Here is a 20,380-nt window from a genome sequence, read left to right as displayed (position 1 = left end):
CCTGAGCCCCCGAGCCGGAAGGGCGCGTTTGCGATGATCCGCGACGACATCGCCTGTGTGCGGGCGCGCGATCCGGCGGCCCGCTTCGCCCTCGAGGTGTTGCTGACCTATCCGGGCGTGCATGCGATCATCTGGCATCGCATGTCGCACCGGCTGTGGGAAAGGCGGCTGCGCTTTCCGGCGCGCTTCCTTTCGTGGTTCTCGCGGCTTCTCACCAATATCGACATTCATCCCGGAGCGGTGATTGGCGAGCGCTTTTTCATCGATCACGGCGCCGGCGTGGTGATCGGCGAGACGGCCGAAATCGGCGACGACGTCACGCTTTATCACGGCGTAACCCTCGGAGGCACGTCCTGGTCTCCCGGCAAGCGGCATCCGACACTCGGATCGGGCGTGCTAGTCGGCGCCGGCGCCAAGATCCTCGGCCCGATCACCGTCGGCGCCGGTTGCCGGATCGGCGCCAACTCCGTCGTGATCGAGGATGTCGCTCCTGACATGACGGTGATCGGGATTCCCGGCCGGGTGGTGAAGCCGGCCAAAGACCGCCGGCGCGTAGGCAACGGCCGCATCGACCTCGAGCATCACCTGATGCCGGATCCCGTCGGCGAAGCGATCGCGGCCCTCGTCGACCGCATCGACTTCCTTGAAGTGCGTCTCGCTCACCTGCAGGCCCAGTTCAACCGCCGGCAACCGGAAAACGCCGAAGTTCCGGCCGCATTCATCGCCAACCCTTTGCAACCCCAGGGAGCCCATCATGAGTGACTGCTCGTCCAATTCCCGCCCGATCGAGGTCGACAACATTCTCGAGCGCCTGCGCGGCCTGTCCTCGGCGGAGGATTTCTTCCACACGCTCGGCATTCTCTATGACGAAAGGGTGCTGAACGTCGCGCGCCTGCATATCCTGAAACGCATGGGACAATATCTCGCGGAAGAGGATTTCGAAGGTCTTCCCGACCGGGTGATCGCAGCCCGTGCCCGCTCGACTCTGGAGCGCGCCTATTCCGACTTCGAGGCAACCTCGCCGCTCTCCCAGCGGCTGTTCAAGGTGCTGAAGGATCACGATCCGGACAAGCCGGCCGAAAGGCGCGGCGCCTTCGTCTCGCTCGATGCCGCGCTCAAGCCCTTTGCCGAACAGTAAGCACCTGCCACTTGACCCCCGACTCGGCCGGACCGCCCTCGCGGCCGGCTTTTTTTGTGGATCGCCCGACAGGCTATGTCGCACCACATCCTTGCCGCGGACCCGACGCGACATTGTCGAGAACGCGACAAAACACTCCGACCTACCGGAACGTCAGAAAATATCGTCTTTCTTTTCAAATATTTACGGTCTTTTTTCAAGGCTGGCACGGTTTATGCTGATGAACCGTCAGAGCTTTCAAACAACCATGATGGAGGTGCGCGGCATGCATATCGTCGTCTGTATCAAGCAAGTGCCGGATTCGGCGCAGATCCGCGTCCATCCCGTGACGAATACCATCATGCGACAGGGCGTTCCGACCATCATCAACCCTTTCGACCTCTTCTCGCTGGAGGAAGCGCTGAGGATGCGTGACGCCCATGGCGGAGAGGTCACGGTGCTGACTATGGGACCGCCGATGGCCTCGGACTCGCTGCGCAAGGCCCTGACCTTCGGCGCCGATCGCGGCGTACTGCTGACGGACCGCTTCTTCGCCGGCTCCGATACGCTTGCCACCTCATTCGCCCTTTCCGCGGCAATCGAGAAGATCGGCCAGGTTTACGGTAAGCCGGACGTGATCTTCGCCGGCAAGCAGACCATCGACGGGGACACCGCCCAGGTCGGTCCCGGCATCGCCAAACGCCTCGATCTCCTGCAGCTGACCTACGTGGCGAAGATCGCATCTGTCGATCCGGCCGCGCGCGAAATCACCGTCGAGCGACGCGCGGAGGGCGGCACACAGATGCTCCAGACGAAATTGCCCTGTCTCGTTACCATGCTGGAAGGCTCGAACGAGATCCGTCGGGGCACGCTGAACGATGCGCTGCGCGCCGCCCGCGCAGAGATCATCACCTGGAGCGCAGCCGATGCGGGCATCGAGGACCTGACAAAATGCGGCCTGCGCGGATCTCCGACCGTGGTGAAAAGGGTTTTCGCGCCGACGGCCCGCCAGGAGAAGGCAAAGATCCTCGGGGAGCCGGGCGACAGCGCGCGCGATCTCGCCGATGGACTGATCAGCGAGATCTTCACCCGCAAACCCGCCCTTGAAACGGCCCTCGCCGTCGAAAACTGCGCCGCCTAGGAAGGATGAGGACATGACCGAAGAGGCAAAAAAACCAGCAGCGCCGGCCGCCGGCCGGGCGGGCATGAAGAAGGAATTGCCCGAGCACTTCAAATCCTACAAGCATGTCTGGGTGGCGATCGAGCTGGAACGAGGACAGGTGCACCCGGTCTCCTATGAACTGCTCGGCTGCGGCCGCACGCTCGCGGACAAGCTCGGGGTTCAACTGGCGGGTGCCGTGATCGGCCCGCCGGGGGAGGCGACATGGCATGCAGTGGCGGAGGCCTTCGCCTACGGCGCCGACATGGTCTACCTGGTTGAGGACCCGATCCTGAAGGATTACCGCAACGAGCCCTATTCGAAGGCACTGACCGACCTCGTCAACACCTACCAGCCGGAGATCCTGCTGCTTGGGGCAACCACGCTCGGCCGCGACCTCGCGGGTTCCGTGGCAACCACCCTCAGGACCGGCCTCACTGCCGACTGCACCGAACTCGACGTCGACGACGACAAGTCGCTCGCTGCCACCCGGCCGACTTTCGGCGGCTCGCTGCTCTGCACGATCTACACGCTGAACTACAGGCCCCAGATGGCGACCGTCCGGCCCCGCGTCATGCCGATGCCGGAGCGGCAGGAAAGGCCGGTCGGCCGCGTCATCCAGCACAAGCTGTCGATGACGGAGGAGGATATCGTCACCAAGGTGCTGAGCTTCATTCCTGACGGCCAGTCCTCCAAGGTCAACCTCGCCTATGCCGATATCGTCGTGGCGGGTGGCCTTGGCCTCGGCGCCGCCGAGAACTTCCAGTTGATCCGCAATCTCGCCTCCACACTTGGCGCAGAATACGGCTGTTCGCGGCCGGTCGTGCAGAAGGGCTGGATGCCGTCCGAACGCCAGATAGGCCAGACCGGCAAGACGATCCGCCCGAAGCTCTACATCGCCGCCGGCATTTCTGGCGCCATCCAGCATCGTGTCGGCGTCGAGGGCGCCGACCTGATCGTCGCGATCAACACCGATCCCAACGCGCCGATCTTCGATTTCGCCCATGTCGGCCTCGTCACGGACGCCGTGCGCTTCCTGCCAGCACTCACCGAGGCCTTCGTCCGGCGCCTCTCGCCCCATAACCGCGACAAGCTCGCCAGCTGACGGAGATGTGACCATGATCGAGGAAAAATTCGATGCCATCGTCATCGGAGCCGGCATGTCCGGCAATGCCGCCGCCTATACGCTGGCAAGCCGCGGGCTGAAGGTGCTGCAGCTCGAACGGGGCGAATATGCCGGTTCGAAGAATGTTCAGGGCGCCATCATGTATGCCAGCATGCTGGAGAAGATTATCCCGGATTTCCGCGAGGATGCGCCGCTGGAACGGCATCTGGTCGAACAGCGCTTCTGGATGATGGACGACACCTCCCATACCGGCATGCATTACCGCTCCTCCGACTTCAACGAGGAAAAGCCGAACCGCTATACGATCATCCGCGCCCAGTTCGACAAATGGTTTTCGAGCAAGGTCAAGGAAGCGGGCGCGACAGTGCTTTGCGAAACGACGGTGACCGAGCTTGCCCGCGATACCACCGGCAAGGTGATCGGCGTCCATACCGACCGCCGCGGCGGCGCGATTTTCGCGGACGTGGTGGTGCTTGCGGAAGGCGTAAACGGCCTGCTCGGAACCCGCGCCGGCCTGCGTGACATGCCAAAGCCGGAAACGGTGGCGCTCGCAGTCAAGGAAATGCACTTCCTGCCGGAGGAAGTCATCTGTCAGCGCTTCGGCCTCACCGGTAACGAGGGTTGCGTGATCGAGGCCGCCGGCACCTTTTCGCAGGGCATGACGGGCCTGGCCTTTCTCTACACCAACAAGGAATCGATCTCGCTCGGCGTCGGCTGCCTGGTGTCCGACTATGCCAAAACCATGGAAAGCCCCTATGCGCTGCTGGAGGAATTCAAGAACCATCCCTCGGTCAGGCCGCTGCTCGCCGGCTCCGAGGTCAAGGAATATGCCGCGCATCTGATCCCCGAGGGCGGATACAAGGCGATCCCGCAGCTCTTCGGCGACGGTTGGGTCGTAGTCGGTGATGCCGCACAGCTCAACAACGCCGTCCACCGCGAGGGCTCCAACCTTGCCATGACCTCCGGCCGGATCGCCGCGGAGGCGATCTTCCAGATCAAGAGTCGCAAAGATCCGATGACCGCCGAAAACCTCGCGCACTACAGGAAGATGCTGGAGGAATCCTTCGTCATGAAGGACCTGAAAAAGCACAAGGACATGCCCGCCCTGCTGCACACCAATTCGCAGAATTTCTTCATGACCTATCCGCAGCTCATCTCGGCGGCGGCACAGAGTTTCGTCAGGGTCGACGGCACGCCGAAGATAGACAAGGAAAAGGCGACGGTCGCCCAGTTCGTGAAGAACCGCAGCCGCTGGGGCATGGTATCCGATGCCGTCAGACTCGCCTTCGCCTGGCGCTGATGCAGGCTCCAAAACCCAACCTATAGAACGAGGAGTTCCGAAATGACCATTGCCGTCAAGAATGTCCGGGTCGAGGACAAGCTTTTCCAGAACCGCTACCTCGTGGACGTTGGCCGTCCGCACATCACGGTGCGACCGCACGAAACGCCGAGCCCCAATCTTCTCGCGCTGACAAGGATCTGCCCTGCGAAATGCTACGAGCAGAACGACAAGGGCCAGGTGGAGATTACCGCTGACGGCTGCATGGAATGCGGCACCTGCCGAGTGCTTTGCGAACCGTCCGGCGAGATTGAATGGAACTATCCGAGAGGCGGCTACGGCGTGCTCTTCAAGTTCGGATGACTTCCGTAGGTTTTGCTGAAACGGGCTCCGGCCTGAATCGAATTGACAACCGATGGTATAGGCGTACTCTGCTTTGTCATATAACAAAATTCGGTTTGGGGAGGTTGCCCTTGGAACGGTCCAGTATGGGATAGTCCAAGAGGTCTTCGGATGAACCGTTACGTCGAGCATGTCAGTCCGCCGGGCAGGGAAAAGGCTCTTTCCGACGACGCCGTCAAGTCGAGCCGGCGCGCAACTGTTTCCCTCAGTGGCATTTACGAGATCTCCAAGGTGCTTGCGGAACCGGCACGTCTCGAGATCACGCTCGCCAATGTCGTGAACATTCTCTCTTCTTTCCTGCAGATGCGCCAGGGCGCGCTGATCGTGCTTGATGACGACGGCCTGCCGGAGATCGTCGCCACTGCCGGCTATTGCCACAAGCCCGGCGAAGACCATTTCATGCCGATCCCGCAAACGGTCATCGACCAGATCGTGGCAACGGCGACGCCGCTGGTCATTCCCGATACGGGCCGCTCGCAGCTCTTTCCCGGAAGTGAGCCGGGTGTCTGCTTCATCGGCATCCCGGTCAAGGCCAACCACACGGTGCTCGGTACGCTGTCGATCGACAGGACCCGTAAGGAAGGCGCCGATTTCACACTCGACGACGACATGCGTTTCCTGACCATGGTCGCCAACCTTGCCGGCCAGACCATCCGTCTCCACCGCATTTTGAGCGAGGACCGACAACGCCTGATCGATGAAAAGCGGCGGCTGGAAAAATCCTTCGACGGCAATGCCGAGGCACGTCCCCGCCGGGCAGCCGGCAAGACCAGTCGCATCGTCGGCGAAAGCCCCTCGGTGAAGAGCGTTCTCGACATCATCAACATCGTCGCCAAAACCAATTCTACAGTGCTGCTGCGTGGGGAAAGCGGCACGGGCAAGGAGTTGTTCGCCCAAACCATTCACGAACTTTCGCCTCGCCACGACAAGCCTTTCGTCAAACTCAACTGTGCCGCCCTTCCTGAAACCGTACTCGAATCCGAACTTTTCGGGCATGAAAAAGGCGCCTTCACCGGCGCAACGAACCAGCGTGCCGGCCGTTTTGAGCTGGCCCATGGCGGCACGCTGCTGCTGGACGAGATCGGTGAGATTTCTCCCGCCTTCCAGGCCAAGCTGCTGCGGGTTCTGCAGGAGGGGGAATTCGAGCGTGTCGGCGGCAACAAGACGCTGAAAGTGGACGTACGGCTGATCTGTGCGACAAACCGGGATCTGGAGGACGCCGTACGCAAGGGGGAATTCCGCGCCGACCTCTACTACCGGATCAGTGTCGTGCCGGTTGCACTGCCGCCTCTTCGGGAACGGCCGGGCGACATTCCGCGGCTGGCCGAAGCGTTCCTGGAACGCTTCAACCGCCAGAACAGCCGGCGCCTGAGTTTCAGCCGGACCTCGCTCGATCTGATTTCCCGCTGTTATTTTCCCGGCAATGTCCGCGAACTGGAAAACTGCGTGCAGCGCACCGCGACACTCACCCGTTCGGAGGTCATCGGCCCAAACGACTTCGCCTGCAGCAGCGGGCAGTGTCTGTCCGCCCTTCTATGGAAGGGCAACGGCAAGGTCCAGCACAACGATATCGACATGCTCGCCAGTGGCCATATTTTGCCGGCTGGCGTTCCGGCACCCTCCTCGAAGTCACGGGAAACGGCCATCATGCCTGGCGGAAACCCATGCAATCCGGCCGATCCCGCCTGTCCCGCCAATGGCAGCCGCCTCACCGAACGCGAACGTCTGGTCGAAGCGATGGAGCGTTCCGGATGGGTGCAGGCGAAGGCCGCCCGCATTCTCGGCCTTACCCCGCGCCAGGTAGGTTACGCCCTGCGGCGCCACGACATACCGGTCAAGAAGTTTTGACCGGTACTCCGGGCGCCAACCCGGGTGCATCTTCTTCTCCTGCAAGTACCGCAGCCGCATCGGAGAGTGGCATGTCGATCAGGGTGATACCGTTTTCGGCAAGGAAGCGACGTTCGTTTCTGCTCAGGGCCACCCCGTCCATGACTGCATAATACGGCCCCTTCGAACGCTTGATGATCTGCCGGGCATAGGTGCGCAACATCTGGTCGTGGAACCGGCAGCCGAGAAACACGAAACCAAGGTTCCCGCGCCTCTCCTTGACGCTGTCGGGAATCGGCGTCTGAATGTCGATCTCAGTCAGAACTTCAACGTAGTCGGAATCGGCCACCAGAAAATTGCCGGCCGGGCGTGCGCTGCCGTGAGGCTCATAGAGGACTGTATCGGCCTGCGGGACGGAAGCGTCCCCGGCAGGTGTATCATCTGCGAAATAGACCCGGCTCCATATGTCGCGAACCTCCCCGGCCCGGGTTATTCCCTGGACGCTGATGAAGTCCTGCCGGCCGCTTTCCTTCAGCGCCGCACGCATGGCTCCGTCATACCAGCTGTCGACGATGAGCGGCAGTGAGAGGGTCGCCAGCCAGCGATGCAGCGCCAACGGCCTCGGCTCGGCAGCGAAGATTTCGGCCATCCACGCCTTGAGCGTATTCCTGTGACGTCGTTGTTCGATATACTGGGCTACTCCCCACATATTCGTGCGGATGCGCGACGGTGCCGGCGCTTTGGTGTTGAGAGCCGCCGCAACGGCCTCGGGTGAAGCGGGCACGGATGCCTCGCTGGCTGCAAGCGCAACGAGGCCCGGCCCGAGATAGGGAGCGATCGCACCCTTCTCCAATCCGGCCCTGACATCGAGAAGGGTGCTTCTTGCCTCGTCGCCGCTGACGCAGAACAGGAAATCCTTGTGTAGTATCGCGTTCATGGCCTCATTCCTTCCGGTCCCGGTGGGTCGTTCGTCGGTTGTCCTATTCGTCGTCTGCGAGCTTGCGGGCCTCGACGGTGATCGGCAGTCGCGTATCCGCCGGCATCGCCGGCAGATCGAGGCGCCAGCCGTTCTTGAGCGTGACCACGCCGCCCCAGAGTTCCTGTGTTTCGGAACCGACGATCGGCTCCTCGAGATCCTTCTTCGGCACATAGGCGGAAAAACCGCGCTCGGACTTGCGGATCATGACCTTCATCGTTCGCTTCCCTGCGTATCGGCGGCATCTGCCGCGTCGGGCCGGTCGAGACTGGCGAGTTCCCGCGCCCGCATGCCGACCAGCGTGCCCCGGCCGACCCATTCGACCGAGTAGATGTAGAACTGCTGCAGGAAGGTGCCGATGTCGCGCACATAGCCGACATCCCCCTTGCGTACGAGGTTTTCCCCTATTTCCTTGCCGGGATAGGTGCCGTCGTTCCTGACATGCCGTGTCGCCCTAACATGCTCGCCGGGCCGAAAGACCGGCGGTTTGCGGATTTCGACTTCCTGTTCTCGTCCAAGCCCCATGCCGGGTTACTCCTTGTGTTCCAGTGTCGCCCTGTCTCGCGCCAGTTCCCGAACCGCCTCGTCGCCATCGTTCAGAAACGGACCGAGTTCATCGAGGGCAATGCGTTCGACGATCACATAGCGCACGCGAAAATCCGGATCGCCGGCTAGAAGATGCAGCCGCGCCGGCTCCAGCCTGCGGGCGACCTCGATCCGTACCAGCGGCTCCGGATCGGCGATCATCGCCGGCAGATGGGTGAGCGGAACCCGCCGTGCCGCCTCGCGCCGGATATCCGGTTCGGGATCGTCAAGCAGCCCGACCAGCAATGCTTCGGTGGCGGATCGCGCCGCAGTCAACCTCACCTGGTAGTCGGGATCGCGCAGCAGGGGCAGCAGATCCTCTCCGGCAAGCTTGCGGGCAAGGGCGATCCTTACCCGGCGATCGGGATCGGACCGCAGTGCAAGTACACGCGCCGCCGGCAGTCGGCTCAGCGCCATGGCCCGCACATCCGGCTCGACATCGAACAAAAGCGGCAGCAATCTGAACGGCGTTGCGTAACGGGCGGCGATGCTGCGCACCTCGAAGAACGGATGATCGAGATAGTTGTCGGCAAGCGCCGGATTGAGCGAAAAGAACCGGTCGATCCGGCGCGCGCGCAGGTCGCGAACACAGGCCCGTCCGAGATCGCAGAGACCCGAGACACGATTTTCCTCGTGCGGACAGTCCGCGCAGGAAACGGGATTGCCAAGCCAATCGACAGCCGGCGGCATTTCATCGTCCCTATGCCTCGAGCCTCTGCTGTCTGCGCTCATGCCATCTCCTCACATCCGCCGTCGCTTTGCATCGACGTCACCGGGGATGCCGGTAGTCAGCCGGCCGAAAGACGAGCCCGGCTACCCCCACAAGGATTCAAGGTCCGAGAGCGGCAGCCGGGTGTTTCCCGCCTGGATGGAATCAGGCGGGAACGCAAGTTTTCGGCACCGGACAGACAGCCGCACATTGCTGCGTATCGAAGTAACCCTCGCATTCGGTGCATTTGTTCGGATCGATGACATAGGTCTCCCCCTTGAATTTGATCGCCCCGGTCGGGCATTCGAACTCACAGGCGGAACACTGGGTGCATTGCGAAGCGATAATCTTGAAAGCCATTTTCCATCTCCTTTCGGCAGCTTCAGTCAGGGAACCGGTGCATCAGGCACTCTCGGCCAGCAACTCCAGCCCGAATTCCGCGGCATAGAGCGCTCCGATCGCGGCCTCGATGTAGTCAAATCCATAGGCATCCGTGGCGCGGATTCCCGCGGCAGCAAGGCTGTCGCTCGGGCAGTCGCCGATCTTAGCGCAAAGCACCACATCGATGCCCTCGAGCGCCTCAATCACCCCGTCCAGGCTTGCATCCTCTCCGAAACCGCCCATGCAATACTGCTCGACCTTGCGATGGCCGACGAAGACGATGCCTTTGGGCGATGCTTCATAGACCTGGAATTCCCGGGCGTGGCCGAAATGCTCGTTGATACGTCCGCCGCCCTTTGTGGCGACGGCAACCAGCAGCGAGCCGGCGGCCTCGGTTTCCTTCACGGTATTGACGGCGGCCTGTTTTGCCGCGGCGTGGTCTCCCCGCTCCCGCGCCACCACTTCGCGATAGGTCTCGCGCCGAGCGGGATCATAGGCCACTTCGTCGGGGATCTGATCGAGGGTGAACTCCTGGCCGCGGTCCTCGCCCAGAAGCCCGACCGCATCGGCACGACACTGGCGGCAGTGGCGCATAAGCTTGGCTCCGCCCTCCAGCTTGTCCTGCAGGGCTTTCAGTTCCATCGCCTTCGGGCCACGCTGGCCGGTGAGCCCGAAATGGGTGCCGTGCGCGGGGTCCGAGATCAGCGGCATGACGTTGTGCAGGAAGGCGCCGCGTTCCTTCACCCATTTGTTCACTTCCAGCAGGTGCTCATCGTTGACGCCGGGAATCATCACCGAATTGATCTTGGTGAGAATGCCGCGGGCGGTCAGCATTTCGAGCCCGAGCATCTGCCTCTCATGCAGGATCCGGGAAGCCTCGAGGCCGGTGTAACGGCGGTTCCGGTAGAAGATCCAAGGATAGATCTTCGTGCCGATCTCGGGATCGACCATGTTGATGGTAATCGTCACATGATCGACATTCATCTCGACAAGCTCATCGACGTGATCCGGCAGGGCAAGACCGTTCGTCGAGATGCAGAGCTTGATATCGGGAATGTCGCGCGACACCTCCTCGAAAGTCGCCTTGGTCTTGCGCCAGTCGTAGCAGGCGTCGCCCGGGCCTGCGATTCCGAGGACGGAAAGCTGCGGCACCTCGTTTGCCACCGCGATCACCTTGCGGCGGGCTTGGTCCGGAGTGAGTTTCTCGGAGACGACACCGGGTCGGCTCTCGTTGGCACAATCGTATTTGCGATTGCAATAGTTGCATTGGATGTTGCAGGCGGGCGCAACGGCGACATGCATGCGGGCGAAATAGTGATGGGCCTCTTCCGAATAACAGGGATGATCCTTGATCTTTTCCCAGATAGCGGTGTCCATGTCCTCCGGTTTGGCGGAAGAGCCGCAGGAAGACGACGAGCAGCCGCCGGATGTCGCCTTGGCCAGCATGGCATCCATGGATGAGGCGGGAGCGAGACTATCAAGCGAGATCATCGGGGCTGACATCGGCATCTCCTTTCACGTGGTTGAACCATGCCGAAAGGAGCAGCAATCACCGTGCCATTTCAATTTACCCAATGATTTCAATTCACAGCATCAGAACTGCCAGAACAATTGTCGGATGCCGCAACCGATTTGTCGGGGACGCGACACGGATGTCGGACCGACAAGAGACCCTATCCGGAGAAAGCCGGGCGATGAGTCTCCTGCCTTATGGCAGGAGCTCCGCTCAATACTTCACCCGCAGGCTCAAGGCAGCGTTGAAGGGTTCGCCAACGGCGATGCCGTAAGTCGAATTTCCAATCGACGAGGTATAATAGGTCTTGTCGAAGATGTTATTCAGACTGAGCTGGATCTCGACTGGATGTTCCCGCTCGATCGTGTAGGTCGCAAAGAGATCGACCACGCCATAACCCGGCAGATAGAAACTGTTGTCGGCATCACCGGCGCGTTTGCCCACGGCCCTGATGCCGCCGCCGAAGCGCAAACTGCCGGCGCCACCGAATACCTCGCCATAGTCGTAGGCAAGACGTAGCGCGGCCGTGTTGCGTGCCACGTTGGCAAGCGCGTTTCCTGCATAATCGGGATCATCGACCACTTCCGCATCGGTGAAGCCGTAACTTGCCACCAGTTGCAGATCGTCGGTGAGTTGTCCTGCAAGATCCAGTTCGATCCCCTTCGAGCGAACGAGGCCGGCCGTGCGGTAAACGGTATCGCCAGAGGTCGTCGTCTCGGAATAGGCGACATTCTTCTTCTCCGAATAGTAGAGGGCAAGAGTGCCGCTCAGCCAATCGGTGAAATCGACCTTAGAGCCGACTTCATAGGAAATTCCTTCCTCGGGATCGAGGCTGCCATAGGCACTGTTGATCGAACTATTCGGCCGGAAGGTCTTGGCGACATTCGTATAAAGCGACATGTCGGGATGGAACTGCCAGACCAGACCGGCATTGGGGACCAAAGCGTAACCGTCTGTATCGGTGTTGACCGTATCTCCGCTTCCCGCCTCGATATCGTAGTGCTCGAGACGAATACCGCCGACCGCCGTGAGTTGCTCCGTCAGGTGGATACGATCCTGCGCATAGAGCGATTGGGTGCGCATGTATTCGTATTCCCGCACCGAATTCGAAGCGTCATACACACAGGGCGAAATCGTGCCGTAGGTGGGATCATATACATCGAGAGAAGCGCGGGTGTTGCAGCGCTGAAGCTCGGAGCGCGAAACTTCCTCATAACGCAGGGCGGAACCGAAAAGGAATTCGTGCTCAAGGCCGAAGAGCGTCTCGCTGCCGGTCAGGTCGGCGCGAACAGCATGTTCCGTCGTTTCGTCATAACCGCGCACATCCGAGCGCCTAGTCAACAAGCCTGTCGCTGCGTTGTAGGACAGCGCACGTGTCTGGTCGGCGGAAAAGTCGTTCCTGCTGTAGGCATAATTGAGCGAAAATTCCCAGTTACCACCGAGTTGACGTGTCAGGGAGGCCTTGAAGAGGTCAGCTTCGCCATCGACCTCCGACCACGCCTCGTCGAGCCGCTGGCGAGGGCTGATATCGAGAAAGCTTCCATTCGCAGTGTCGTAGATCGTTCCCCGGTCGTAGGGGTTCAGGTAGTCCTGATGGGTATAGGAGAGCAGGAGCTCTGTGTCGTCGCCCTCCCATTTGAGAGAGGGTGATATCAGCCAGTTCTTGTTCGTTCCAAAGTTTCGCCAATAGTCGCCGTCTTCGCCTTCGGCAATCAGCCTATAGGAAAAGCCGGTGTCGCCGACCGGTCCTGTGACATCGAAACCGGCCTTGCTGGAATAGCGACCGGCACCATAGGCGGAAAAGGTCGACCAGGCCTCGGCTGAGAACGCATCTTCCGGCTTTTTCGTCACGACATTGACCATTCCGCCAGGGTCGAGAATGCCATAAAGCGTGGATGCAGGACCCTTGAGAACCTCTACGTAGTCCGTGGTCGCATTGAAGCTATGCGGGAGCACGGTATTCAATCCATCGGTCAGGATCGACTCGTCTCCGGCTTCGCCGAAACCCCGACGGATGATCGCGTCATTGGCGCCGGCGATCGTGTTGGTCTGCGTGACGCCACTAACATCCGACAACACGTCGTCGAGATCGTTCGCCGCCTTGTCCTTGATCGCTTGCGAAGTGACCGTTGTCACGGCCTGGGGAATTTCCAGAACGGATGCATCGCTGCGGGTTGCCGTTGACGTGCGCGAGGCTTTGTAAGACTTCGAATTCGCCGTGCCGGTATCGGCTCTGACAACGATCTCGCCCAGTTCTGTCGTCGTGGTGTCGTCCGCAAAAGCGTGACTGTTGAGGGCCAGGGCGGAAACGCTAACGGCAAGGGTGCCGTACAAGATCGAAACGGAATTGCGGGGTATCATGTTCATGCCACTTCGAGCGATATCGGAAAAGATTGCGCGGTTCTCGAATAGTGGAATGTAGTAGTCAAGTTTTACCTCGCATGCATTGTCATGAGCAAGCGACATTGCCGAGCCGTCTAGCCTTTCTGCCAATGGCACGGTCGGCATTGACATTATGCAGCCAGGCCATAGACGAAAACCGGGGCACATGAAATTCACAGGAAAAAACAATGTTTTATCACAACGCTCTATCGGGCGCACCTGACTCCGCCCACTCCAGAACCATCGGGCACAAGACCCCTGCTGCTCGGCCGGGCGCTATCGCAATCCGCATGGTCTCTCGCCGTTCTGGAAAAATGCGCCCCTAAATGGTCGACTACTACATTCCTGTAGATTCTCGACCTCTGGGCCCAAGGGAAGCAAGAGATCGCTGAAAAGCACGGGCCGGAGGAGCGATTCGAATTCCTGCGCTGCGCGTTTCAACATGACAACAATGGCAAGAACGGCCAACGGCCAACGGAGCCCAGCCCTACAAAGCTGCTATTGTGATTGAATACGTCGTCCGTTAGGGATGAGGCGTGCTCCCCAAGGAAGCTTCATGTCCGATATCAACAGTTCCCCACGCGTCAAGGACCGGTTTGCCGAACAGCTGGCGAAGCGCCGTGGTCGCCTGTCGCCAAGCCTACTGAGAGTGGCCGAATTCATCGATGCCCATCGGCACCGTGTGCTCGGACTTTCCGCGCTTGAAATCGGATTTGAAACCGGTGCCTCGGACGCCACCGTCATTCGTGCAATCCAGTCCCTCGGCTACAGCGGATTGCGCGAGCTGAAGGATGTCCTGGAAGCCTGGCTCGGCGAGACCGACAGCCCGATCGAAAAGATGGCCGCTACCTTACGGGACGTGGATGGACAGTCGGACCAGGCAATCGATTTTGTGCTCCAAACCAACGCGCAAACGATGGAAGCGTTGGCATCCGCCGAAAACCGGAAGGCGATTGCCGGGATGGTACGCCTCCTCGTCGAGGCGCAGGAAATCTGCTTCTTCGGGATCGGCGCCTCGGGCCTGATCGCAGAATACGCCGCACGCCTGTTTTCCCGATCCGGACTGCGAAGCCATGTGTTGAACGCCACGGGCATTGCGCTCGCAGAGCAGCTTATGGTGATGCGTGAGGGACAATTGTTGATCATGATGCTGCACGGGCGGGCGCATCGTGAAGCCATGGCCGCAATCGCAGAAGCAGAGCGGCTCCGCATTCCCATCGTGATGTTCCTCGGCAAGCAGGACAGCCCTTTGCGGGACCACGCGCGCGAGGCCGTGATCCTTCCTCGGGCAAAGTCGGAACGCATTGCCCTCCATGCTCCGTCGCTGATCGCAGCGGAACTGCTGCACGTCGCCTATTCCGCCGTGCAGCCGGACGAGACGCTGCAATCGCTGGAGCGCCTTATCGAGTTGCGGGGCATGGTCCGGCCGAATTCGAAGTGACCGGACAGAAGCGCGACCGTTTCAGGCCCGATCCAATCCCTCCAATGCGAGGCCTCAACACCTAGTAAGCGATCTGCCCGTCCACCATCCGGTCGGTCGACGGCGTCAACTCGCGTTTCAACACTTCGCGAGCTTCGCCGCTGATGATCGAGACAGGAGCCGCGACGGCCACGCGCGCCGCCGAGCCGGCGAAATTGGCGGCAGCGACACCAACCTGATCGGCGAACGTTACCTCGCTTCCCTCCAGGGATTGCCCTGCCAACCGCCGCCCCAGCAGGCGTACGACCTCGGGGCTGTCGGCAAAGGCATTATGGCCCAACGGATCGCTCGCCGCGATGGAACTCGTATCGATGACCGTCACGCCAAGTTCTTCCAGGATCGGGGCGTAGGGCCTGAGATCAGAACCGCCCACACGGTCGATGCCACCAGACAGCCATCCCGAAATCTCGAGGGCCTTGTCTCGCGTCGAAGTGAGGATTGCGAAATGCGGCCGCTTCGGCCCCATCTCGATGAACTGGCGACGAAATACGTCGATGTCGATATCCGGCGATGCCAGAATGACGTTCTTGACCTTGGCCGGGATCGATTTTTCACGCATGGCAACGCCGCGCAGCGCTTCCGCCGCCAGCCAGCCTCCCATCGAGTGGGCAAGGATGGTAACGTCTTCGACATCCGGGCTTTTCGCTGCCTGGATAATCAGATCCTCCAGCGCCCGACGTGAATAGTTGGCGCTTTCCTTGTCATAGAGATAGTCGAAAACCCGGCCCCGCGACGGCCAGGTAAAGAGAGTAGGCACTGCATCGGTTCCGGAATCATGCACGACCTGGGCAAAGCGGAAGACGGCGTCGCTATAGCTATTGTTGAAGCCGTGGACGAAGATAAGCACCTGACGCTTGGAGTTCCGATGCTGGCGGAACCATTCCAGTATCTGGCGCTCGGATTCGGCCTTGACCACGTCCAGCACCGCAAATTCCCTTTCCGGGTTCGGCGGCAGGCGCGACGGCCATTGGACCTCCCCGATCTTTCGGTTCTTATCCGGCGGTATCGACACCGTGACGCTGTTGAGCGAAATCGCGGTGCCTCGGTCTCCCGAATAGAGTTGGCCCGGGTTTTTCGACGATTTGCGTGTCGTCGCAACCAACATGGAGATCCTGCTCGTGTCGCTGGGTGCCGAAGCAAGCGGTTGAAATACATCCTGCACCCGGTTTGCACAGCCTGGCGCGACGAGGCATGTCACAAGCAGGAGAGCGACCGCTCTTCGCGAAGCTTTCCGATACATCGAACATGCCTGCAATCCCCGGGCGAACCGCCCGGGGACAAAGGGTCTGGTTACGGCCATCAATATGTCTCGACCTCACGTGGAATACGGAACCAGGCAACGTAGAGCGCCGGCAGGAAAAGAAGCGTGAGCGCCGTGCCCACGACGATACCCCCCATCATGGCGTAGGCCATGGGTCCCCAGAAGATCTCGTGCGAGATCGGGATCAGCGCAAGCGTCGCGGCCGCGGCGGTAAGCATGATCGGCCTCATTCGATGTTCCGTCGCTTCGACAACGGCTTTCCATGGCGACATTCCCTCCTTTCGCAGTTCCTCGATCTGTACGATCAGGATGACCGAGTTGCGGATGAGAATACCAACAAGAGCCAGCACGCCGAGGAGCGCGACAAAGCCCAGCGGGGTATGGCTGACGAGCAGAGCTGCGACAACGCCGATAAGCGCAAGCGGAGCAACCGAGAAGACCAGGAACAGGCGATGGAAGCTCTGAAGCTGGATCATCAGCAGGGTCGCCATGATGAGGAACATGGCGGGCGCCACCTGTGCAATAGGCCCCTGCGACTTGGCGCTTTCTTCGACCGCGCCGCCAATCTTGAGGGAATATCCGGGCGGCAGCGCCTTTTCAAAGGCGGCAACCTTCTCGGCGAGATCCTTCACAACGGTGGCCGGCTGCGTCGCGTCCCGGATGCCCGCCTTAAGCGTAATGGTGGGGATCCTGTCACGCCTCCAGATCGTGGGTTGCTCGAGTTCATAGCGGAAGGTGGCCACCGAGGAGAGCGGGACGGACTGGCCGCCACTGCCCTGCAGTTGCAGATCGAGCAGGGTGTCGATCGACCGGCGTTCCTTTTCCGAAGCCCGGCCCACCACATCCACCAGATAGATGTCGTCGCGCACCTGGGTGATCGCATTGCCCTGTACAACGGTGTTGAGCGCCATCGCGATATCCTGGGAGGACACGCCGAGCTGTCGCGCCTTGTCCTGCAAGACGTCGATTTTCACGACGCGCGCCGGTTCGTTCCAATCGAATGCGAGATTCTTTAGCGACGGATAGGTGCCGATAACGGATGCCAGCTTCTGCGCGAGTTCGCGCACCGTCTGGAGATCCTCGCCGGATACACGATACTGAATCGGCTTGCCGACGGGCGGCCCCACTTCCAGCAGCTTCACATACGCATCGGTCCCGGGAAACGTCTTCTGGAGATAAGCTTCCACTTCTTCCTTCAGCCTGTCCCGTTCGGCGAGCCCCTTTGTGACGATGACAGTCTGGCCGAAAGCAGCGTCAGCCGGCTGCACGTCAAAGGAAAGAATGAAGCGCGGCGCGCCTCGCCCCACATATGTCGACCAATGGTCGATCGCAGCGTTACCTGCCAGCATCTCTCGCTCAAACTGTCCAATCTGGCGGCTCGTCTCGGCAATCGAGCTGTTTTGCGGCAGATTCCAGTCGACGATCAGTTCCGGCCGGTCCGAACTCGGAAAAAACTGCTGCTGCACCATCGACAGGCCGGCGAAGGATGCCGCGAAAAGAAGGGTGGTCGCGGCGATCGTCATCCAGCGCCACCGCAGGCAGAAATGCAGCAGGCTCGAAAACACCTTCGCGGAAAAGCTCTTGTGTTCGGCATGCTTCTTCATCGACTTCGGCAGGATCGTCACACCGATCAGCGGCGTGAAAACCACCGCAACGACCCAGGAAACGACGAGCGATACGGCGATGACGACGAAGAGAGTGAAGGTAAATTCGCCCGCATTGCTTTTGTTGAACGCGACCGGAATGAAGCCTGCAACGGTCACAAGAGTTCCCGTCAGCATTGGGAATGCGGTCGATGTGTAAACATAGGTGGCGGCCTTCCTCAGACTGTCGCCCATCTCCAGCCGCGCCACCATCATCTCAACCGCAATCATGGCATCGTCGACCAGAAGGCCGAGCGCGATGATGAGCGCCCCGAGCGAGATGCGTTGCAGCGAAATGCCCGCATCGAGCATGACCACGAAGGTGATGGCAAGCACCAGCGGAATGGCGATCGAGACGACCAGCCCTGCCCTGAAGCCAAGGCTGACGAAACTGATCGCGAGCACAATGGCGACGGCCTCGAACAGGGCCTTCGTGAAGCCGCCTACAGCTTCTTCGACAACTTTCGGCTGGTCGGATACCTTTTCGACCGTAACTCCGACCGGCATCTTCTGAACGATCCCGACCATCGTCTTTTCGAGAGCTTCACCGAAATCCAGCACATTGCCGCCGGTCTTCATGCCGATCGCCAGCCCGATCGCCGGCCTTCCGTTGAAGCGGAAGAGCGATGCCGGCGGATCGACGTATCCGCGCGTGATGGTGGCGATATCCGTCAGCGGGAAGAACCGGTCGTTTACCCTGAGGTTGATGTTGCGCAGCGTATCCTCGGAGATAAACCGCCCTCCAACACGCAGCGCGATTCGTTCCGGCCCCGTCTGGACAAACCCCGACTGGGTGACGGCATTCTGGGCCTGCAGCGTGGAGATGACGTCCGCACGGTCAAGACCGAGGGCAGCCATCTTGCGCGTCGAAAATTCGAGATAGATAACCTCGTCCTGGGCACCAACGATGTCGACCTTGCCCACATCGGGGATATTGAGGATCTCTGTTCTGGCATCCTCCGCGAAGTCGCGCAGTTCCCTGAAGCTCAACCCGTTGGCGGTGAAGGCAAAGATATTGCCGTAGACGTCTCCGAACGCATCATCGAAGAAAGGACCGATGACGCCCTGCGGGAACTCGTGCTTGATATCGTCGATCAGGTTGCGCACCCGACTCCATGTCGGTTTCACATCCTGGGCATTCGTCCTCGGCAGCAGATCGACGAAGACAATGGTTTGCCCAGCGGTGGTGATGCTGCGGGTATGTTCGAGATTGCCAAGTTCCTGGAGCTTCCTTTCGATGCGATCGGTTACCTGCTGCGTCACCTCCTGGGCGGAAGCGCCGGGCCACTGGGCCTGGATGACCATCGTCTTGATGGTGAAGGACGGGTCCTCCTCGCGGCCAAGGGCCAGATAAGCATAGGCGCCCGCCACCAGGAAGATGACCATGAAATACCAGACGAGAGAGCGATGCTCGAGCGCCCAGTCTGAAAGATTGAATTTACTCACTGGCGGGCTCCTCTTCGAGTTTCACCTTTTGTCCATCGGCCAGTTCATTGACGCCGGCCACCACGATTTCTTCTCCTTCCCGCAGCCCGGACCGGACCCGGACGACAAGGCCATCGGCCGTCTGGCTGTCGAGTTGAACGGCTCTCAGCCGGACCGTTGCCGTCGACCGGTCCACGACCAGGACGTCCGTGACACCCTCCTTTTCGATGATTGCGGAACTCGGCAGGGTGATTGCTTGCCTTCCCTCTATGGCCACCGGCGTTGCGGTCACGACGGCACCCAGGCGGAACACCTCCGGGGCATCGTCAATGGCAATCTTCACCCGATGGGTGCGGGTATTGGGTTCCGCCTGCGGCGCAATCTCGCGTACGATGCCATCCGCCCGCAGATTGCTGTCGAGCTGGAGGGCGATGCCGAACCTGTCGTTCAGGCGCGTGGATCGCAATTGCGCCTCGGGCAGGTCGAGAACCACGTCGCGCTCTTCCGGACGCGCCAGTCTCAGGATCGGCTGACCTGCCGCGACCGTCTGTCCCATTTCCGCAAACGTGGCGGTGACAACGCCGTCGAACTCTGCCTTCAGCTCCGCGTAAGCGAGCTGCTCTTGCACCTTGGCGAGACTGGCCTGTTCCTTCTCGACGTTTGCCTCGGCCGATTTCAGCTGCTGCTCTGCAAGATCGTAATCGGCAACGCTGGCGGCGCTCGTGTGTGAGAGAGTCCGCTTGCGCCGTTCGGTCATGACCGCATTATCGAGTTGTGCTTGAGCTTCCCGCAGATCGGCTTCCGCGCTCCTGACGGCGAGTTGGAGCGTCAGCGGATCGATCTCGGCGACAAGGTCGCCTTTGTGCACGAGGTCGCCGACCTCCACTTTGCGCGATATGATTCGCCCGAGTGTGCGGAATGCGAGGTCGGTCTCCACGCGGGCATGCACAACGCCGGGCAAGCTTCCCGCTTGCTCCCGCGCGGCTGTCGCCGTGATGGTTTTTACCGGACGAGGACCTGCCTCTTCGCCTGCGGCCGAGCTTTGATCGCAGCCACCAAGGAGCGAAATCGACAGCAGAAGAGGAAGAAAACTGTATAGGCGGTTTAGCGTCATC

At 60.7% G+C, this 20,380-nt stretch carries 18 protein-coding genes; 8 read left to right on the top strand and 10 right to left on the bottom strand.

The genetic code is table 11. The features are described 5' to 3' along the window. Positions 1-33 precede the first annotated feature (33 nt). From cysE to nifA, 7 genes are all read left to right on the top strand, one after another. Positions 34-762 carry a serine O-acetyltransferase gene (gene cysE / locus J5N58_RS15645; RefSeq protein ID WP_244711653.1) on the top strand — a complete coding sequence of 243 codons (729 nt, stop codon included), beginning with the start codon at positions 34-36 and terminating at the stop codon, positions 760-762. After that, positions 755-1,138: a nitrogenase stabilizing/protective protein NifW gene (gene nifW / locus J5N58_RS15640; protein ID WP_244711557.1), complete on the top strand. Its 384-nt coding sequence runs from the start codon at positions 755-757 to the stop codon at positions 1,136-1,138. The genes cysE and nifW overlap by 8 nt, the downstream gene beginning before the upstream one ends. A 265-nt stretch (positions 1,139-1,403) precedes the next feature. Next, the gene (locus J5N58_RS15635; RefSeq protein WP_112829890.1) at positions 1,404-2,258 is read left to right on the top strand and encodes an electron transfer flavoprotein subunit beta/FixA family protein; all 855 of its coding nucleotides are present in this window, start codon (positions 1,404-1,406) and stop codon (positions 2,256-2,258) included. A 13-nt stretch (positions 2,259-2,271) separates the two neighbouring features. After that, entirely contained in the window at positions 2,272-3,381 is a 1,110-nt protein-coding gene (locus J5N58_RS15630; RefSeq protein ID WP_112829763.1) for an electron transfer flavoprotein subunit alpha/FixB family protein, read from the top strand. 13 nt (positions 3,382-3,394) lie between these two features. Next, complete coding sequence (locus J5N58_RS15625) at positions 3,395-4,702, top strand: FAD-dependent oxidoreductase (protein WP_244711555.1); 1,308 nt, start codon at positions 3,395-3,397, stop codon at positions 4,700-4,702. Between the two features lie 42 nt (positions 4,703-4,744). Continuing rightward, on the top strand, positions 4,745-5,044 hold the full coding sequence (locus J5N58_RS15620) for a ferredoxin family protein (RefSeq protein ID WP_244711553.1): 300 nt from the start codon (positions 4,745-4,747) through the stop codon (positions 5,042-5,044). Between the two features lie 150 nt (positions 5,045-5,194). Beyond that, the gene (nifA, locus tag J5N58_RS15615) at positions 5,195-6,931 is read left to right on the top strand and encodes a nif-specific transcriptional activator NifA (RefSeq protein WP_244711551.1); all 1,737 of its coding nucleotides are present in this window, start codon (positions 5,195-5,197) and stop codon (positions 6,929-6,931) included. Here the strand turns inward: nifA and J5N58_RS15610 are convergent. From J5N58_RS15610 to J5N58_RS15580, 7 genes are all read right to left on the bottom strand, one after another. Beyond that, positions 6,918-7,847, bottom strand: coding sequence for an SIR2 family NAD-dependent protein deacylase (locus tag J5N58_RS15610; protein WP_113444202.1), 930 nt, complete (start codon positions 7,845-7,847; stop codon positions 6,918-6,920). The two genes, nifA and J5N58_RS15610, sit on opposite strands and share 14 nt — an antisense overlap. Before the next feature lie 43 nt (positions 7,848-7,890). Further along, positions 7,891-8,103 (bottom strand): putative nitrogen fixation protein NifT, encoded by a 213-nt coding sequence (gene nifT, locus J5N58_RS15605; RefSeq protein ID WP_112829758.1) that lies wholly within the window; start codon positions 8,101-8,103, stop codon positions 7,891-7,893. Further along, entirely contained in the window at positions 8,100-8,411 is a 312-nt protein-coding gene (locus tag J5N58_RS15600; protein WP_112829757.1) for a nitrogen fixation protein NifZ, read from the bottom strand. Before J5N58_RS15600 ends, nifT begins: the two co-directional genes overlap by 4 nt. Before the next feature lie 6 nt (positions 8,412-8,417). Then, positions 8,418-9,203, bottom strand: a complete 786-nt coding sequence (locus J5N58_RS15595; protein ID WP_113340046.1) for a 4Fe4S-binding leucine-rich repeat protein — start codon at positions 9,201-9,203, stop codon at positions 8,418-8,420. A 142-nt stretch (positions 9,204-9,345) separates the two neighbouring features. Continuing rightward, positions 9,346-9,540 carry a 4Fe-4S dicluster domain-containing protein gene (locus J5N58_RS15590; protein WP_112829755.1) on the bottom strand — a complete coding sequence of 65 codons (195 nt, stop codon included), beginning with the start codon at positions 9,538-9,540 and terminating at the stop codon, positions 9,346-9,348. A 42-nt stretch (positions 9,541-9,582) separates the two neighbouring features. Next, complete coding sequence (gene nifB, locus J5N58_RS15585) at positions 9,583-11,064, bottom strand: nitrogenase cofactor biosynthesis protein NifB (protein ID WP_113444201.1); 1,482 nt, start codon at positions 11,062-11,064, stop codon at positions 9,583-9,585. Between the two features lie 223 nt (positions 11,065-11,287). Further along, on the bottom strand, positions 11,288-13,441 hold the full coding sequence (locus J5N58_RS15580) for a TonB-dependent siderophore receptor (RefSeq protein ID WP_244711549.1): 2,154 nt from the start codon (positions 13,439-13,441) through the stop codon (positions 11,288-11,290). Between the two features lie 571 nt (positions 13,442-14,012). On the opposite strand from J5N58_RS15580, the gene J5N58_RS15575 reads away from it, so the two are divergent. Further along, positions 14,013-14,897: a MurR/RpiR family transcriptional regulator gene (locus tag J5N58_RS15575; protein ID WP_112829753.1), complete on the top strand. Its 885-nt coding sequence runs from the start codon at positions 14,013-14,015 to the stop codon at positions 14,895-14,897. Between the two features lie 61 nt (positions 14,898-14,958). Here J5N58_RS15575 and J5N58_RS15570 read toward each other — a convergent pair whose 3' ends face one another. From J5N58_RS15570 to J5N58_RS15560, 3 genes are all read right to left on the bottom strand, one after another. Continuing rightward, the gene (locus tag J5N58_RS15570; protein ID WP_425314472.1) at positions 14,959-16,041 is read right to left on the bottom strand and encodes an alpha/beta hydrolase; all 1,083 of its coding nucleotides are present in this window, start codon (positions 16,039-16,041) and stop codon (positions 14,959-14,961) included. Positions 16,042-16,235: 194 nt separating this feature from the next. Beyond that, entirely contained in the window at positions 16,236-19,286 is a 3,051-nt protein-coding gene (locus J5N58_RS15565; RefSeq protein WP_342346006.1) for an efflux RND transporter permease subunit, read from the bottom strand. Then, positions 19,279-20,379: an efflux RND transporter periplasmic adaptor subunit gene (locus tag J5N58_RS15560; RefSeq protein ID WP_244711539.1), complete on the bottom strand. Its 1,101-nt coding sequence runs from the start codon at positions 20,377-20,379 to the stop codon at positions 19,279-19,281. Before J5N58_RS15560 ends, J5N58_RS15565 begins: the two co-directional genes overlap by 8 nt. Position 20,380 lies beyond the last annotated feature (1 nt).

Origin of the sequence: Paenirhizobium cremeum (genome assembly GCF_022884085.1) — a bacterium.
GTDB lineage: Bacteria > Pseudomonadota > Alphaproteobacteria > Rhizobiales > Rhizobiaceae > Allorhizobium > Allorhizobium cremeum.
This window is presented reverse-complemented; position numbering and strand designations above follow the sequence as displayed.

Excerpts from the sequence above, each read along its gene's own strand:
- J5N58_RS15630 (WP_112829763.1), top strand. The coding sequence starts at position 2,272 with ATGACCGAAGAGGCAAAAAAACCAGCAGCGCCGGCCGCCGGCCGGGCG.
- cysE (WP_244711653.1), top strand. The coding sequence starts at position 34 with ATGATCCGCGACGACATCGCCTGTGTGCGGGCGCGCGATCCGGCGGCC.
- J5N58_RS15590 (WP_112829755.1), bottom strand. The coding sequence starts at position 9,540 with ATGGCTTTCAAGATTATCGCTTCGCAATGCACCCAGTGTTCCGCCTGT.
- J5N58_RS15570 (WP_425314472.1), bottom strand. The coding sequence starts at position 16,041 with ATGTTGGTTGCGACGACACGCAAATCGTCGAAAAACCCGGGCCAACTC.
- J5N58_RS15625 (WP_244711555.1), top strand. The coding sequence starts at position 3,395 with ATGATCGAGGAAAAATTCGATGCCATCGTCATCGGAGCCGGCATGTCC.
- J5N58_RS15595 (WP_113340046.1), bottom strand. The coding sequence starts at position 9,203 with ATGAGCGCAGACAGCAGAGGCTCGAGGCATAGGGACGATGAAATGCCG.
- J5N58_RS15635 (WP_112829890.1), top strand. The coding sequence starts at position 1,404 with ATGCATATCGTCGTCTGTATCAAGCAAGTGCCGGATTCGGCGCAGATC.
- J5N58_RS15600 (WP_112829757.1), bottom strand. The coding sequence starts at position 8,411 with ATGGGGCTTGGACGAGAACAGGAAGTCGAAATCCGCAAACCGCCGGTC.
- nifT (WP_112829758.1), bottom strand. The coding sequence starts at position 8,103 with ATGAAGGTCATGATCCGCAAGTCCGAGCGCGGTTTTTCCGCCTATGTG.
- J5N58_RS15620 (WP_244711553.1), top strand. The coding sequence starts at position 4,745 with ATGACCATTGCCGTCAAGAATGTCCGGGTCGAGGACAAGCTTTTCCAG.
- nifA (WP_244711551.1), top strand. The coding sequence starts at position 5,195 with ATGAACCGTTACGTCGAGCATGTCAGTCCGCCGGGCAGGGAAAAGGCT.
- J5N58_RS15560 (WP_244711539.1), bottom strand. The coding sequence starts at position 20,379 with ATGACGCTAAACCGCCTATACAGTTTTCTTCCTCTTCTGCTGTCGATT.
- J5N58_RS15575 (WP_112829753.1), top strand. The coding sequence starts at position 14,013 with ATGTCCGATATCAACAGTTCCCCACGCGTCAAGGACCGGTTTGCCGAA.
- J5N58_RS15610 (WP_113444202.1), bottom strand. The coding sequence starts at position 7,847 with ATGAACGCGATACTACACAAGGATTTCCTGTTCTGCGTCAGCGGCGAC.
- nifW (WP_244711557.1), top strand. The coding sequence starts at position 755 with ATGAGTGACTGCTCGTCCAATTCCCGCCCGATCGAGGTCGACAACATT.
- nifB (WP_113444201.1), bottom strand. The coding sequence starts at position 11,064 with ATGTCAGCCCCGATGATCTCGCTTGATAGTCTCGCTCCCGCCTCATCC.
- J5N58_RS15580 (WP_244711549.1), bottom strand. The coding sequence starts at position 13,441 with ATGAACATGATACCCCGCAATTCCGTTTCGATCTTGTACGGCACCCTT.